Raw genomic sequence first — 12,985 nt, forward strand, 5'->3', positions numbered from 1 at the left:
ATGTCGCCGGGTCGCCGTCAGTCCCGTACGGGCTCGTCCGGGCGGAGGCCGTCGAGGATGAGGTCGAGGCCGAAGGTGAACTCGTCGGAATGGTCGTACCCGGGCCTGAGGACGTGCTCGACGGCCAGTTCGGTCAGATGGGGGTAGGCGTCGGCGGGCATCTCGCTCAGGATGGCGCCCGCGACCTCGTCCACCTCCTCCGGGCCCGTGAACGGCAGGCTCTGCTCCTGGAGCACGAAGCCGTACAGATAGCTGTCGACGAGTGAGACGGCGTGCGCGGTCATCGTCACGGAGAAGCCTCCGGCGCGCAGGGCCCCGATCACCGCGTCATGGTGGCGCAGGGTCGCCGGGCCGGGCCGGGAGCGGGAGTCCATGAGGCCGATGGCCCAGGGGTGGCGCCCGAGGGCGGCCCGGGCGGAGAGCGCGCGGCGGCGCATCGCGGTCTTCCAGTCCGTGTCGCCCGGCGGCAGCTCGATCTCGCCGAAGACCGTGTCCACCATGCCGTCGAGGATGTCCTCCCGGCCCGCCACATGGTGGTAGAGCGACATCGCCTCGACCCCCAGCGGCTCCGCGATCGCCCGCATGGTCAGCGCGGCCGACCCCTTCTCGTCGGCCACCGCCACCGCCGCGCGGATCACCCGCTCACGACTGAGTGGAGCGCGTGCCGCCGCACCACGCCGTCCCCCGCCCCGCGCACCCGTCCCCGCCGCGCCCATCCGCTCTCCCTCTCGCGCCCCTTGACCGCCTTACGGCATAAGGCTAGCTTGCCTTACAGCATAAGGTGGACAGTTCGGTGAGGGGGCCGCGCCATGGGCACGGAACGAGTGAAGAAGATCTGCGTCGTCGGAGCCTCGGGGAAGCTCGGGCGCTACATGGTCGGGCACGCGCTGGAGCGCGGGTACGAGGTGGTCGGTGTGTGCCGGGAGCGCAGTGTGCCGAAGCTGGCCGCGTTCGAGGGCCGGATCACCGTCGTACCCGGACAGACCGACGATCCGGAGGTGATCCGGCGGGCGGTCGCCGACTGCGACGGGGTGCTGACCGTGCTGGTGCCCTGGGGCGTGCGGCAGTACTCCTCGGGCACCGCGCAGGCGGTCCTCGACCACGCCCGGCCCGGTGCCCGCCTGGTCTTCTCCTGCGGCTGGCACATCACCCGCGACGGCAAGGACCGGTACTCCCGGATGTTCACCCTCGGTGTACGGATCGCCGCCGTGCTGGGCCGGCTCGTCCGCGCCGTCGAACTCGACGACCAGGTGGAGGCGTGCCGGCGGGTCTTCGCCAGCGACACCCGCTGGACCGTGGTCCGCGGCAGCAGCCTGGAGGAGGGCGAGAGCCAGGGCCTGCCCGTGTGGAGCCGGCATGTGGGCGATCCGGTCCTGGCCAGCGACCTGACCCGGCGGGTGGACTTCGCGCTGTTCATGGTGGAGGCGCTCACCGACGACACCCTCGTCAGGGAGGCCCCCGCCATCGTGGGCCGTACGACCCCCAGTGCCCTCGCCCACGCCCACGGTCCGCACGACCACGCATAGCTGCTGTCGGGGTTCGGCGGATTCGGGCGGTCGCGCGCGAGGTGCGGTGCGTCCGGAGCACAATGAACCCGTCGAGCAGTGCTCGCCGCCGGTCCGTGGGCCCATGGACCGACGGCTGGGGTCGTACGGAGAGAAGGAACGATGGGCGAGCAGGGTGTCGCCTCGGCCGCGGTCGACGCCAGGGGGCTGGTCACCGCGTGGAGCGCCGACGCCCGACGCGTGCTCGGGTACGAGCCCGGAGAGGTGATCGGCCGCCGGGCCTCCGACCTGCTGGCCGACGCCCTTCCCGCCTCGGCCCGCGCCCGTCTCGCCCAGCCCGCCGACTGGCGTGGCCCCGTGAACGCCCGGCACCGCGACGGCCATGACGTGGAGCTGGAGCTGGAGGCCCATCCGCTGCTGGACGCGGCGGGGGAGACCCAGTGGTTCCTGACGGCCACGGTGCCGGAGCCCGCCGCGCGGCTGCGCCGGTGGGCCCTGGACCAGCTCCCCGTCCCGATCGCCCTCTTCGACCAGGACGGACTCGCGGTGTCCGCGAACTCCGCGATGGAAGGGGTGATGGGCAGGCCGCAGGAGGACCTGCTGGGCCGACGCGTCGGGGTCTCGGTCGACGGCCGGCGCCGCCTCCCCGGCTTCGAGGGGCTCGACGACGCCGTCCAGCGGGTGCTGCGCACCGGCGAGCCGAAGCCGTACGAGGCCTGGCTGCGCGCACCGGGCGAGGCCCGGGAACACGCGTGGCTGGTGTCGCTCAGCCCGCTGAAGGACGCCGGCGGCGAGGTGCGGGGCATGTGCCTGGCCGCGATCGACAGCACGGAGCAGTTCCTCGCCCGCCGCCGGCTGAGCATGCTCAACGAGTCGGGCAACCGCATCGGCTCCACCCTGGACATCACCCGTACCGCCGAGGAACTCGCCGAGGTGTGCACCGACCATCTCGCCGACTTCGTCATCGTCGACCTCCTGGACTCGGTACTGGCCGGCGAGGAGGCCGCCGTCTCGCCCGGCGCCGACCCCCAGGTCTTCCGCCGCACCGCCCAGCGGTCCGTGCTGGAGGGCTGCCCCGAGGCCGTGATCCCCGTCGGCAGCAGACACACCTATGTCGACGGTTCGCCGCCGGGCCGCTCCCTGACCAGCGGCCGGGCCCTGCTGTACGAGATCGACGACGTCACCGCGCAGCTGTGGGCGGCGGGCTCCCAGGAGCGGGCCCGCAGCATCGAGGTGCACGGCATCCACTCGATGATGGCGGTGCCGCTGCGCGCCCGCGGCATCACCCTCGGCCTGTCGATCCTCTCCCGCCACCGCACCGCCGAGCCCTTCGGCGAGGACGACCTGCTGCTGGCCGAGGAACTCGCGGCCCGCGCCGCCGTCTGTGTCGACAACGCCCGCCGCTACACCCGCGAACGCGCCATCGCCCTCGAACTGCAGCGCAGCCTCCTGCCCCACCGCGCACCCCGGCAGGCCGCCGTCGAGGTCGCCTCCCGCTACCAGCCGGCCAGCACCCGCGCCGGGATCGGCGGCGACTGGTTCGACGTCATCCCCCTGTCCGGCGCCCGGGTGGGGCTCGTCGTCGGCGATGTCGTCGGCCACGGCGTCCAGGCCTCCGCCACCATGGGCCGCCTCCGCACGGCCGTCCGCACCCTGGCCGACGTGGACCTCGCCCCGGACGAGCTGCTCACCCAGCTCGACGACATCGTCCTGCGCCTGGACTCCGAGCGGACGGCGGACGAGGCGGAGGACGCGGAGAGCCCCGGCGAGATCGGCGCCACCTGTCTGTACGCCGTGTACGATCCCGTCGCGCGCCGCTGCTCCATGGCCCGGGCCGGCCATCCGCCACCGGCCCTGATCGCCCCGGACGGCGAGGCCGCCTTCCTCGACCTGCCGATCGGGCCGCCGCTGGGCGTGGGCGGGCTGCCCTTCGAGACCGCCGAGTTCGACGTTCCCGAGGGCAGTGTGTTCGCCCTCTACACCGACGGCCTGGTCCAGGCGTCCGGCCGGGACCTGGACGACGGACTCGACCGGCTGCGCCGGGCACTGTGCGGCACGGACCGCCCCCTGGAGGAGACCTGCGACGGGGTCCTGAGCAGCCTGCTGACGGACCGGCCCGTCGACGACGTGGCCCTGCTCCTGGCCCGGACCCGGGCCCTGGACGCCGACCGGGTCGCCACCTGGGAGATCCCCGCCGACCCCGCGTACGTCGGCCACGCCCGCAAACTGGCCACCGACCAGCTGGCCGCCTGGCGGCTGGAGGAGGTCTCCTTCGTCACGGAACTCGTCGTGAGCGAGCTGGTCACCAACGCCATCCGCTACGGAGGCTCCCCGATCCAGCTGCGGCTGATCCGTGAGGCCACCCTGATCTGCGAGGTCTCGGACTCCAGCGCCACCGCTCCGCACATGCGCCGGGCCCGCGCCTTCGACGAGGGCGGGCGCGGTCTGCTGCTCGTCGCCCAGCTCACCCAGCGCTGGGGCAGTCGCCACACCCGCACGGGCAAGACCATCTGGGCCGAGCAGGCTCTCCCGGGCGCGTAGCCGCGCGCAGGGGCACCAGGTCCCGAAACAGGGCGGACGGCTGTGGAACTTCTTGACCGCCCGTCGGCCCTCCACGATGCTGTGTTGCGGTACGCGCGCCGCGTACCGCGATAAGCAACTTCAGACTCAGGTCTCGTACCAGCCGAGGAGTGGCCATGACGCACCAGGTCCGTGCTGTCGTCGCGCGGGGCAAGGGCGCCCCCGTCAGCCTGGAAACGATCATCGTGCCCGACCCCGGCCCGGGCGAGGCGCTGGTGAAGATCGAGGCCTGCGGGGTCTGCCACACCGATCTGCACTACCGGGAGGGCGGCATCAACGACGAGTTCCCCTTCCTGCTGGGCCACGAGGCGGCGGGCGTCGTGGAGTCGGTGGGGGAGGGCGTCACCGATGTGGCCCCCGGTGACTTCGTGATCCTCAACTGGCGTGCGGTGTGCGGAAATTGCCGGGCCTGTCTGCGCGGGCGCCCCTGGTACTGCTTCAGCACCCACAACGCCAAGCAGAAGATGACCCTGCTCGACGGCACCGAGCTGTCGCCCGCGCTGGGCATCGGCGCGTTCGCCGAGAAGACCCTGGTGGCGGCCGGTCAGTGCACCAAGGTGGACCGGGCCGCCTCGGCCGCCGCGGCCGGTCTGCTGGGGTGCGGGGTGATGGCCGGCATCGGTGCGGCGATCAACACCGGGAACGTGGGCCGCGGTGACAGTGTCGCCGTCATCGGCTGCGGCGGTGTCGGCGCCGCGGCGGTCGTCGGCTCGAACCTCGCGGGCGCCGCGAAGATCATCGCGGTGGACATCGACGACGCCAAGCTGGAGACCGCCCGGAAGCTCGGCGCGACCCACACGGTCAACTCCAAGGACACCGACGCGGTGGAGGCGATCCGCGAGCTGACCGGCGGCTTCGGTGCCGACGTCGTCATCGAGGCGGTCGGCCGCCCGGAGACGTACAAGCAGGCGTTCTACGCCCGCGACCTGGCCGGCACGGTCGTCCTGGTCGGCGTCCCCACCCCGGAGATGAAGCTCGAACTGCCCCTGCTGGACGTCTTCGGCCGTGGCGGCTCCCTCAAGTCCTCCTGGTACGGCGACTGCCTGCCCTCCCGGGACTTCCCCATGCTCATCGACCTGTACCTCCAGGGCCGGCTGGACCTCGACGCGTTCGTGACGGAGACCATCGCGCTGGACGACGTGGAGAAGGCCTTCGAGCGGATGCACAAGGGCGACGTGCTGCGTTCGGTGGTGGTCCTCTGACGGCCGGGCGGGCCGTGCCCGCGCCGGCGTAGCCGCGGAGCGTGACGGACGAGCCGTGGTCGGGGACGCCCCCGACCACGGCTCGTCGTCGTTCCGGGGGTGACACGTGGCTCGACTCTTCTTTGACACGACCCTTGACAGCCTCTCTGAGGCGTCAGATTGTGTTGCCCATAGCGAATCCAGATGCGCAATCCGCAACACGAATCGAGCGGCGCTCGCCGCCCTCGCCCGCGTATCCCCCCTTTTTTCCCGGTCGCGCAACCGTCGTCCGCGACAGGAAGCGTCCCCTGCCGTCTGTGGAAAGGACGAGCTGATGAGCAATGCCCGCGAACGGAACGGGAGCCCAGGCCATCCCGTCGAGGCGGAACTGCCGGGAGGTGGTGCGGCCGGCGCCCGACCCCAAACCGACCTTGTCGTCTTCGGTGTCGCCGCGGCCCTCACCCTGGCCTTCGTCGTGTGGGGAGCCACGGCGACCGACACGCTGGAGAGCGTGTCGGGGAAGCTGCTGGACGGAACCATCCGCAACGGCGGCTGGGCCTTCGTCCTCGCCGCCTCGGGCTTCGTGGTCTTCGCCCTCTGGCTGGCGATGAGCCGCTACGGGCGGATCACCCTCGGAAAGGAGGGGGAGGAGCCCGAGTTCCGCACCGTCTCGTGGATCGCCATGATGTTCAGCGCGGGCATGGGCATCGGCCTGATGTTCTACGGAGTGAGCGAGCCGCTCTCCCACTTCATGACGCCACCGCCCGGCACCGACCCCGCCGACGCCAACCAGGCCATGGAGACCGCCATGGCCACCACCCTCTTCCACTGGACGCTCCATCCCTGGGCGATGTACGCGGTCGTGGGTCTCGCCATCGCCTACAGCACCTTCCGACGCGGACGCCGCCAGCTGATCAGCGCGGTGTTCACCCCGTTGCTCGGTGAGAAGCGGGTGAACGGCTGGCCGGGCCGGGCCATCGACATCCTCGCCATCTTCGCCACCCTCTTCGGGTCGGCGGCCTCCCTGGGGCTCGGTGCCCTCCAGATCGGCAGCGGCTTCACCGGCCTGGGCTGGCTGTCGTCGGTCGGCACCGGACTGCTGGTCGTCGTGATCGCCGTGCTGACCGTGGCGTTCGTCGCCTCGGCGGTGTCCGGCATCGAGAAGGGAATCCAGTGGCTGTCCAACACCAACATGGTGCTGGCGGTGGGGCTCGCCCTCTTCGTCTTCCTGGTCGGCCCGACCATCTTCATCCTCGATCTGCTGCCCACCTCCGTCGGTGCCTTCTTCGGCGACCTGGCCCAGATGGCGGGCCGTACCGAGGCGTCCAGCGGCAAGGGCGTCGCCGACTGGCTGGCCGGCTGGACGGTCTTCTACTGGGCGTGGTGGATCTCCTGGACGCCCTTCGTCGGCATGTTCATCGCGCGCATCAGCCGCGGCCGTACGATCCGGCAGTTCGTCGGCGGTGTCATCCTGGTCCCCAGCAGCGTCAGCCTGCTCTGGTTCGCGGTCTTCGGCGGCTCGGCGATGCACCTTCAGGAGTCCGGCCGTCTCAATGACGCCGCGACCGCCCAGGGGCAGCTCTTCGACGTGCTCCAGCAGTACCCGATCGCCACGGTGACGAGCATCGTCGTCATGGTCCTCGTCGGCATCTTCTTCGTCTCCGGCGCCGACGCCGCCTCCATCGTGATGGGGACGCTCTCGCAGCGGGGCTCCCTGGAGCCGTCCCGGGGCGTCGTGGTGTTCTGGGGTGTGCTGACCGGAGCGGTCGCCGCCGTCATGCTGCTCATCGGCGGCGGCAAGGGTGACGCGCTCACCGGGCTGCAGAACCTCACCATTCTCGCGGCGGCCCCCTTCACCCTGGTGATGATCGGGTTGTGCATCGCGCTCAACCGGGATCTGCGCCACGACCCGCTCATCATCCGCGGACGCATGGGCAAGGAGGCCATCGAGACGGCCGTCATCGCCGGCCACGAGAAGTACGACGGGGACTTCGAACTCCGCATCGGCCCCGCCACGTCCACGGACGGCACGGAGCCCCTGCCGCCCGAACCGGCCGGGGAGTCCGCGCGTTCCACCACCTCCGCCGTCTGAGACCGAGGCACCCACCGCCCGGTGGGGCCGTGGCACCGCCCTGCGCGGCCACGGCCCCACCGGGCCTTTGTTGTTCTATGTGAGGTGAGTTGTGAATACCGCAACGCTCTAAGTGGCTCCGAACGGCCCCCTGGATGCCTTGACAAGGGTTCTGGGCGACTCCAGACTGATGTTGCGCTTACCGCAATCCGTTTCGTTATATGCACCCGAGGTGTCATGATGATTCCCGCGTGCCGTCTCGCGGATCTCCCGCGAGGTGAGGCCTTCCGGCTCGACACCGACCCGCCGGTGTCGGTGTTCCACACCGACGACGGCGAGGTCTTCGCCATCGACGACACCTGTACCCACCAGGACGCCTCGCTCGCCGACGGCTGGCTGGAGGGCTGCGAGGTGGAATGCCCGCTGCATGCCTCCAAGTTCGACCTGCGCACCGGCGCGGTCGACTCCCCGCCGGCCAAGCTGCCGGTCCGGACGCACGAGGTCGTCGTCGAGGACGGCATGATCTACGTCCGGCTCTCCACGGACGCCCCGAACCTGCCGCCCTGCATCTCCGCCCGGCTCGCCGGGGGTCCCGCGTGAGGACCGTCGCCGTGGTCGGCGCCTCCCTCGCCGGCCTGTCGGCGGCTCGCTCCCTGCGCAAGCAGGGCTTCGACGGGCGCCTGGTCGTCATCGGCGACGAGCTGCACCGCCCCTACGACCGGCCCCCGCTCTCCAAGGAGTTCCTGGCCGGCACCCTCGGCGAGGCCGAACTCTCCCTGGAGACGGAGGGCGAGGACCTGGCGGCGGAGTGGCTGCTCGGCACCCGAGCCACCGCGCTCGACCACACCGCGCGCGCCGTTCGCCTCGGCGACGGCCGCGAGGTGCGCGCCGACGGCTTCGTCATCGCCACCGGCGCCGTGGCGCGGTCCCTGCCCGGCTCCGAGGGCCTCGCCGGGGTGCACACCCTGCGCACCCTGGACGACGCCCGCGCCCTGCGGGACGAACTGGCCGGCGGCGGACGCCTGGTGGTGATCGGCGGCGGTTTCATCGGCGCCGAGGTCGCCTCCACCGCGAAGGCCCTCGGCCTGGAGGTGACCGTCGTGGAGGCGGCGTCGACCCCGCTCGCCGGACCGCTCGGCGACACCATGGGCGCCGTCGTCTCCGGCCTCCACTCCGACCACGGTGTACGGCTGTTGTGCGGCGTGGGGGTCAAGGGGCTGAGCGGCGAGGACCGGGTCGACGCCGTCCTGCTGGAGGACGGCCGCAGCGTCCCCGCCGACATCGTCGTCGTCGGCGTCGGGGCCCGCCCGTGCGTCGAGTGGCTGCAGGGCTCCGGCATCGCGCTGGACAACGGCGTGACCTGCGGCGCCGACGGCCGTACCAGCCTCGCCGGAGTGGTCGCGGTCGGCGACTGCGCCAACTGGTACGACCCCCGCGCGGGCCACCACCGCCGCGTGGAGCACTGGACCGGCGCGCGCGAGCGCCCGGAGGCCGCCGTCGCCACCCTGCTGGCGGGGGGCGCGGTCGAGCCCGGCGTGCCGAGGCCGCCGTACTTCTGGTCGGACCAGTACGGCGTCCGCATCCAGTTCGCCGGTCACGCGGCCGAGGCGGACAGTGTCGCCGTCGAGGCGGGCACGGTCGACGACCGCGACGTCCTCGCCGTCTACCGGCGCGCCGGCCGGCCGGTCGCCGTGCTCGGGATGAACCAGCCGCGGCTGTTCATGAGGGTGCGCAAGGAACTGGCCGCCACCACGTCTTGACACCGCCCCGGCGTCACCCCATGCTGCGGTTGCCCACAGCGCGCAGTGTTGCTCCATACACAACGCCGACCGGAGTCGTTCCTCCCGGCGTCCGCATGACCCCTCCGCGACGTTCCCCGAGGAGTGCCCCGTGACCTCGACCAGCCTGCCCGACAGCCTGATCGCCACTCTTCCCGGCTCCTCCTACACCGATCCGGTGGTCTTCGCCCAGGAACAGGAGCACATATTCGAGACCATGTGGTTCTGTGTCGCCCGCGCCTCCGAGCTGGCGAAGCCCGGTGCCTTCCGCACCGTCGACGTGGGCCGCGAGAGCATCCTCGTCACCCGCGCCCGGGACAACTCGATCCGCGCGTACTTCAACGTCTGCCGGCACCGCGGCGCCAAGCTCTGCACCGAGGAGACCGGTGAGGTCAAGCGGGCCTTCCAGTGTCCGTACCACGCCTGGACCTACGGCCTGGACGGCAAGCTGGTCGCAGCCCCCAACCTCACCAAGATGCCCGACGTGGGACGCACCGAGTACGGCCTGGTGAGCGTCGCCGTGCGGGAGTGGCTCGGTTATGTCTGGGTCTGTCTCGCGGAGAACCCGCCGTCCTTCGACGAGGACGTCATCGGTGAGGTCGTCGCGCGCCTGGGCGACGTCGAGTCGATCGAGCGGTACGACATCGACAACCTCTCCGTCGGCCGCCGGATCACGTACGACGTGAAGGCGAACTGGAAGCTCATCATCGAGAACTTCATGGAGTGCTATCACTGTGCCACGATCCATCCGGAACTGACGGAGGTGCTGCCGGAGTTCGCGGACGGGTACGCCGCGCAGTACTACGTGGGGCACGGTGCGGAGTTCGGTGAGGAGGTGCGGGGGTTCACGGTGGACGGTTCCGAGGGTCTGGACCGTATCCCGGGTGTCGCCGAGGACCAGGACCGCCGGTACTACGCGATCACCGTCCGGCCGCAGGTGTTCATCAACCTGGTGCCCGACCATGTGATCTTCCACCGGATGTACCCGGTGTCCGTGGACCGCACGGTCGTCGAGTGCGACTGGCTCTATCTGCCGCACGTCGTCAAGAGCGGCAAGGACGTCAGCCGGTCCGTGGAACTCTTCGACCGGGTCAATCTCCAGGACTTCGAGGCCTGCGAGCGGACCCAGCCCGGCATGAGCTCCCGGCTGTACGCCAAGGGCGGTGTGCTGGTGCCCAGTGAGCACCACATCGGAGCGTTCCACGACTGGGTGAACGAACGCCTCGGCACCCCTCAGGGGTGAATCAGCCCAGGAAACCCATCCGGTGGCTGATCTCGGCGGCGCCCTGGAGCAGTACCGGCGACATCTCGTGCAGGCGCTCCTCGGTGAGCCGGTAGGAGGGTCCGGAGGCGCTGAGGGCGGCGATGACCTCGCCGTCCCGGTTGCGCACCGGAGCGGCCATGGCGTGCAGGCCGATCTCCAACTCCTCCAGGGTGAAGGCGTAGCCCCGCTCCCGCGCGGCGACGAGGTTCTTCTCCAGCTTCGTCTTCGCGGTGATGGTGTGCGGGGTGACCTTCTTCATGCCCACGTCGGAGAGGAGCGCGGCGCGCTCCTTCGCCGGCAGGTGGGCCAGCAGGATCTTGCCGCTGGACGTGGCGTGCAGGGGAGTCAGCTGGCCCACCCAGTTGTGCGCGGTGATGGCTCCCGGTCCGCGCACCTGGTACAGGTTGATCGCGTACTGCTCCTGCATCACGGCGATGTTGACGGTCTCGCCGATCTCCTCGGCCAGCCGCTCGCAGACGGGACGGCCCTGCTGGGTGATGTCGATACGCCCCGTGACCGCGCCGGCCAGCCGCACGATGCCGAAGCCGAGCCGGTACTTGCCGCGCTCCCCGGCCTGCTCCACCAGTCCGCGCGCCTCCAGGGCGCCGAGGAGACGGAAGGCGGTGGACTTGTGCACCTCGATCTCCGCCGCCACCTCGCTGACGCCGGCCTCGCCACGCTGCGCGAGGATCTCCAGGACGCTGATGGCGCGGTCCACCGACTGCACACCGCCGGCGCCCGCGTGCGAATTCGACGTTTCCGTGTCAAGGCTGTAGTTGCTCACAGTGAAACTATACGCGCAGTAAACAACACACCTGCAAGTAACCTCCGCGAAACGAAGATCCCGAAGTTGCGCGTTTCGCAACCTGGTGCGTATAGCGCTACCCGTCTAGCATGCCTCGCATATCTACGGCGCGAGCGAGACGAGGCACCATGGCTCCTGTGCAGTACGACTTCGTCATCGTCGGTGGTGGTTCCGCGGGCAGTGCACTGGCAAACAGGCTGTCCGCCGATCCGACGAACCGGGTCCTGGTCCTGGAGGCGGGCCGGACGGACTTCCCGTGGGACGTCTTCATCCACATGCCCGCGGCGCTGACCTACCCGATCGGCAGCCGCTTCTACGACTGGAAGTACGAGTCCGAGCCCGAGCCCCACATGGGCGGCCGGCGCGTCTACCACGCGCGCGGCAAGGTACTGGGCGGGTCCAGCAGCATCAACGGCATGATCTTCCAGCGCGGCAACCCCATGGACTACGAGCGCTGGGCGGCCGACCCGGGCATGGAGACCTGGGACTACGCGCACTGTCTGCCGTACTTCCGGCGCATGGAGAACTGCCTCGCGGCCGACCCGGACGACGAGTTCCGCGGTCACGACGGTCCCCTCGTCCTGGAGCGCGGCCCGGCGAGCAACCCCCTCTTCGGCGCCTTCCTCAAGGCCACCGAGGAGGCGGGCTACGCGCCCACCGACGACGTCAACGGCTACCGGCAGGAAGGCTTCGCCAAGTTCGACCGGAACGTCCACCGCGGACGCCGGCTCTCGGCCTCGAAGGCGTATCTGAAGCCCGTCCGCAAGCGCCCCAACCTGACCGTCACCACCCGCGCCCTCGTCACCAGGGTCCTCTTCGAGGGCAAGAAGGCCGTCGGCGTCGAGTACCGGCGCGGCAAGGGAGCCCCGAAGCAGGTCCGCGCCAAGGAGGTGATCCTCTGCGGCGGCGCGATCAACTCCCCGCAGCTGCTCCAGCTCTCCGGCGTGGGCAACGCCGAGGAACTCCGGGCCCTGGGCATCGACGTCGTCCACGACCTCCCGGGCGTCGGCGAGAACATGCAGGACCATCTGGAGGTCTACATCCAGTACGCCTGCAAGCAGCCGGTCTCCATGCAGCCGTACCTGGCGAAGTGGCGTGCGCCCTTCATCGGGCTCCAGTGGCTCTTCCGCAAGGGCCCCGCCGCCACCAACCACTTCGAGGCCGGTGGGTTCGCCCGCAGCAACGAGGACGTCGACTACCCCAACCTGATGTTCCACTTCCTGCCGATCGCGGTCCGTTACGACGGCTCCGTGCCGGCCGGCGGCCACGGCTACCAGGTGCACGTCGGACCCATGTACTCGGACGCCATCGGCTCGGTGAAGATCAAGAGCAAGGACCCGCGGCAGCACCCCGCCCTGCGCTTCAACTACCTCTCCACCGAACAGGACCGCCGCGAGTGGGTCGAGGCGATCCGGGTCGCCCGCAAGCTGCTCAACCAGCCCGCGCTCGCCCCCTACAACGACGGGGAGGTCTCGCCCGGACCGTCCGTCGAGTCGGACGAGGAGATCCTCGCCTGGGTCGCCAAGGACGGCGAGACCGCCCTGCACCCGTCCTGCACCTGCAAGATGGGCACCGACGAGATGTCCGTCGTGGACCCCACCAGCATGCGTGTGCACGGCGTGGACGGCCTGCGGGTGGTGGACGCCTCCGTCATGCCCTACGTCACCAACGGCAACATCTACGCGCCGGTGATGATGATCGCCGAGAAGGCCGCCGACCTGATCCTCGGCAAGCAGCCGCTGCCGGCGTCGAAGGCCGCGTACTACCGCCACCGCGACGCCCGGACGCAGGCGGAGTAGGC

At 70.7% G+C, this 12,985-nt stretch carries 10 protein-coding genes; 8 read left to right on the forward strand and 2 right to left on the reverse strand.

What is annotated here, in order from left to right; translation table 11 throughout:
* Positions 1 to 17: 17 nt before the first annotated feature.
* The gene (locus J8M51_RS30380) at positions 18 to 716 is read right to left on the reverse strand and encodes a TetR/AcrR family transcriptional regulator (protein ID WP_179202889.1); all 699 of its coding nucleotides are present in this window, start codon (positions 714 to 716) and stop codon (positions 18 to 20) included.
* A gap of 93 nt (positions 717 to 809) precedes the next feature.
* Between J8M51_RS30380 and J8M51_RS30385 the strand changes: the two genes are divergently transcribed.
* From J8M51_RS30385 to J8M51_RS30415, 7 genes are all read left to right on the forward strand, one after another.
* The gene (locus J8M51_RS30385) at positions 810 to 1,526 is read left to right on the forward strand and encodes an NAD(P)-dependent oxidoreductase (protein ID WP_086752628.1); all 717 of its coding nucleotides are present in this window, start codon (positions 810 to 812) and stop codon (positions 1,524 to 1,526) included.
* A 141-nt stretch (positions 1,527 to 1,667) separates the two neighbouring features.
* Positions 1,668 to 4,046 (forward strand): SpoIIE family protein phosphatase, encoded by a 2,379-nt coding sequence (locus J8M51_RS30390; protein WP_086752630.1) that lies wholly within the window; start codon positions 1,668 to 1,670, stop codon positions 4,044 to 4,046.
* 155 nt (positions 4,047 to 4,201) lie between these two features.
* Positions 4,202 to 5,287, forward strand: a complete 1,086-nt coding sequence (locus J8M51_RS30395; RefSeq protein WP_086752632.1) for an S-(hydroxymethyl)mycothiol dehydrogenase — start codon at positions 4,202 to 4,204, stop codon at positions 5,285 to 5,287.
* 313 nt (positions 5,288 to 5,600) lie between these two features.
* Positions 5,601 to 7,358 carry a BCCT family transporter gene (locus J8M51_RS30400; protein ID WP_179202890.1) on the forward strand — a complete coding sequence of 586 codons (1,758 nt, stop codon included), beginning with the start codon at positions 5,601 to 5,603 and terminating at the stop codon, positions 7,356 to 7,358.
* 216 nt (positions 7,359 to 7,574) lie between these two features.
* Positions 7,575 to 7,937 carry a bifunctional 3-phenylpropionate/cinnamic acid dioxygenase ferredoxin subunit gene (locus tag J8M51_RS30405; RefSeq protein ID WP_086753106.1) on the forward strand — a complete coding sequence of 121 codons (363 nt, stop codon included), beginning with the start codon at positions 7,575 to 7,577 and terminating at the stop codon, positions 7,935 to 7,937.
* Positions 7,934 to 9,097: an NAD(P)/FAD-dependent oxidoreductase gene (locus tag J8M51_RS30410; RefSeq protein ID WP_086753108.1), complete on the forward strand. Its 1,164-nt coding sequence runs from the start codon at positions 7,934 to 7,936 to the stop codon at positions 9,095 to 9,097. Before J8M51_RS30405 ends, J8M51_RS30410 begins: the two co-directional genes overlap by 4 nt.
* Before the next feature lie 130 nt (positions 9,098 to 9,227).
* On the forward strand, positions 9,228 to 10,358 hold the full coding sequence (locus tag J8M51_RS30415; protein WP_086753110.1) for an aromatic ring-hydroxylating oxygenase subunit alpha: 1,131 nt from the start codon (positions 9,228 to 9,230) through the stop codon (positions 10,356 to 10,358).
* Between the two features lies 1 nt (position 10,359).
* Here the strand turns inward: J8M51_RS30415 and J8M51_RS30420 are convergent, their stop codons facing one another.
* Positions 10,360 to 11,106: an IclR family transcriptional regulator gene (locus tag J8M51_RS30420; RefSeq protein WP_086753112.1), complete on the reverse strand. Its 747-nt coding sequence runs from the start codon at positions 11,104 to 11,106 to the stop codon at positions 10,360 to 10,362.
* 206 nt (positions 11,107 to 11,312) lie between these two features.
* Between J8M51_RS30420 and betA the strand changes: the two genes are divergently transcribed.
* Positions 11,313 to 12,983 (forward strand): choline dehydrogenase, encoded by a 1,671-nt coding sequence (gene betA / locus J8M51_RS30425; protein ID WP_086753114.1) that lies wholly within the window; start codon positions 11,313 to 11,315, stop codon positions 12,981 to 12,983.
* Positions 12,984 to 12,985: the final 2 nt, after the last annotated feature.

Source organism: Streptomyces griseiscabiei, assembly GCF_020010925.1.
Classification (GTDB): Bacteria; Actinomycetota; Actinomycetes; order Streptomycetales; family Streptomycetaceae; genus Streptomyces; species Streptomyces griseiscabiei.

Coding starts and splice junctions, on each gene's coding strand:
- J8M51_RS30380 (WP_179202889.1), bottom strand. CDS start 716: ATGGGCGCGGCGGGGACGGGTGCGCGGGGCGGGGGACGGCGTGGTGCG.
- J8M51_RS30385 (WP_086752628.1), top strand. CDS start 810: ATGGGCACGGAACGAGTGAAGAAGATCTGCGTCGTCGGAGCCTCGGGG.
- J8M51_RS30390 (WP_086752630.1), top strand. CDS start 1,668: ATGGGCGAGCAGGGTGTCGCCTCGGCCGCGGTCGACGCCAGGGGGCTG.
- J8M51_RS30395 (WP_086752632.1), top strand. CDS start 4,202: ATGACGCACCAGGTCCGTGCTGTCGTCGCGCGGGGCAAGGGCGCCCCC.
- J8M51_RS30400 (WP_179202890.1), top strand. CDS start 5,601: ATGAGCAATGCCCGCGAACGGAACGGGAGCCCAGGCCATCCCGTCGAG.
- J8M51_RS30405 (WP_086753106.1), top strand. CDS start 7,575: ATGATGATTCCCGCGTGCCGTCTCGCGGATCTCCCGCGAGGTGAGGCC.
- betA (WP_086753114.1), top strand. CDS start 11,313: ATGGCTCCTGTGCAGTACGACTTCGTCATCGTCGGTGGTGGTTCCGCG.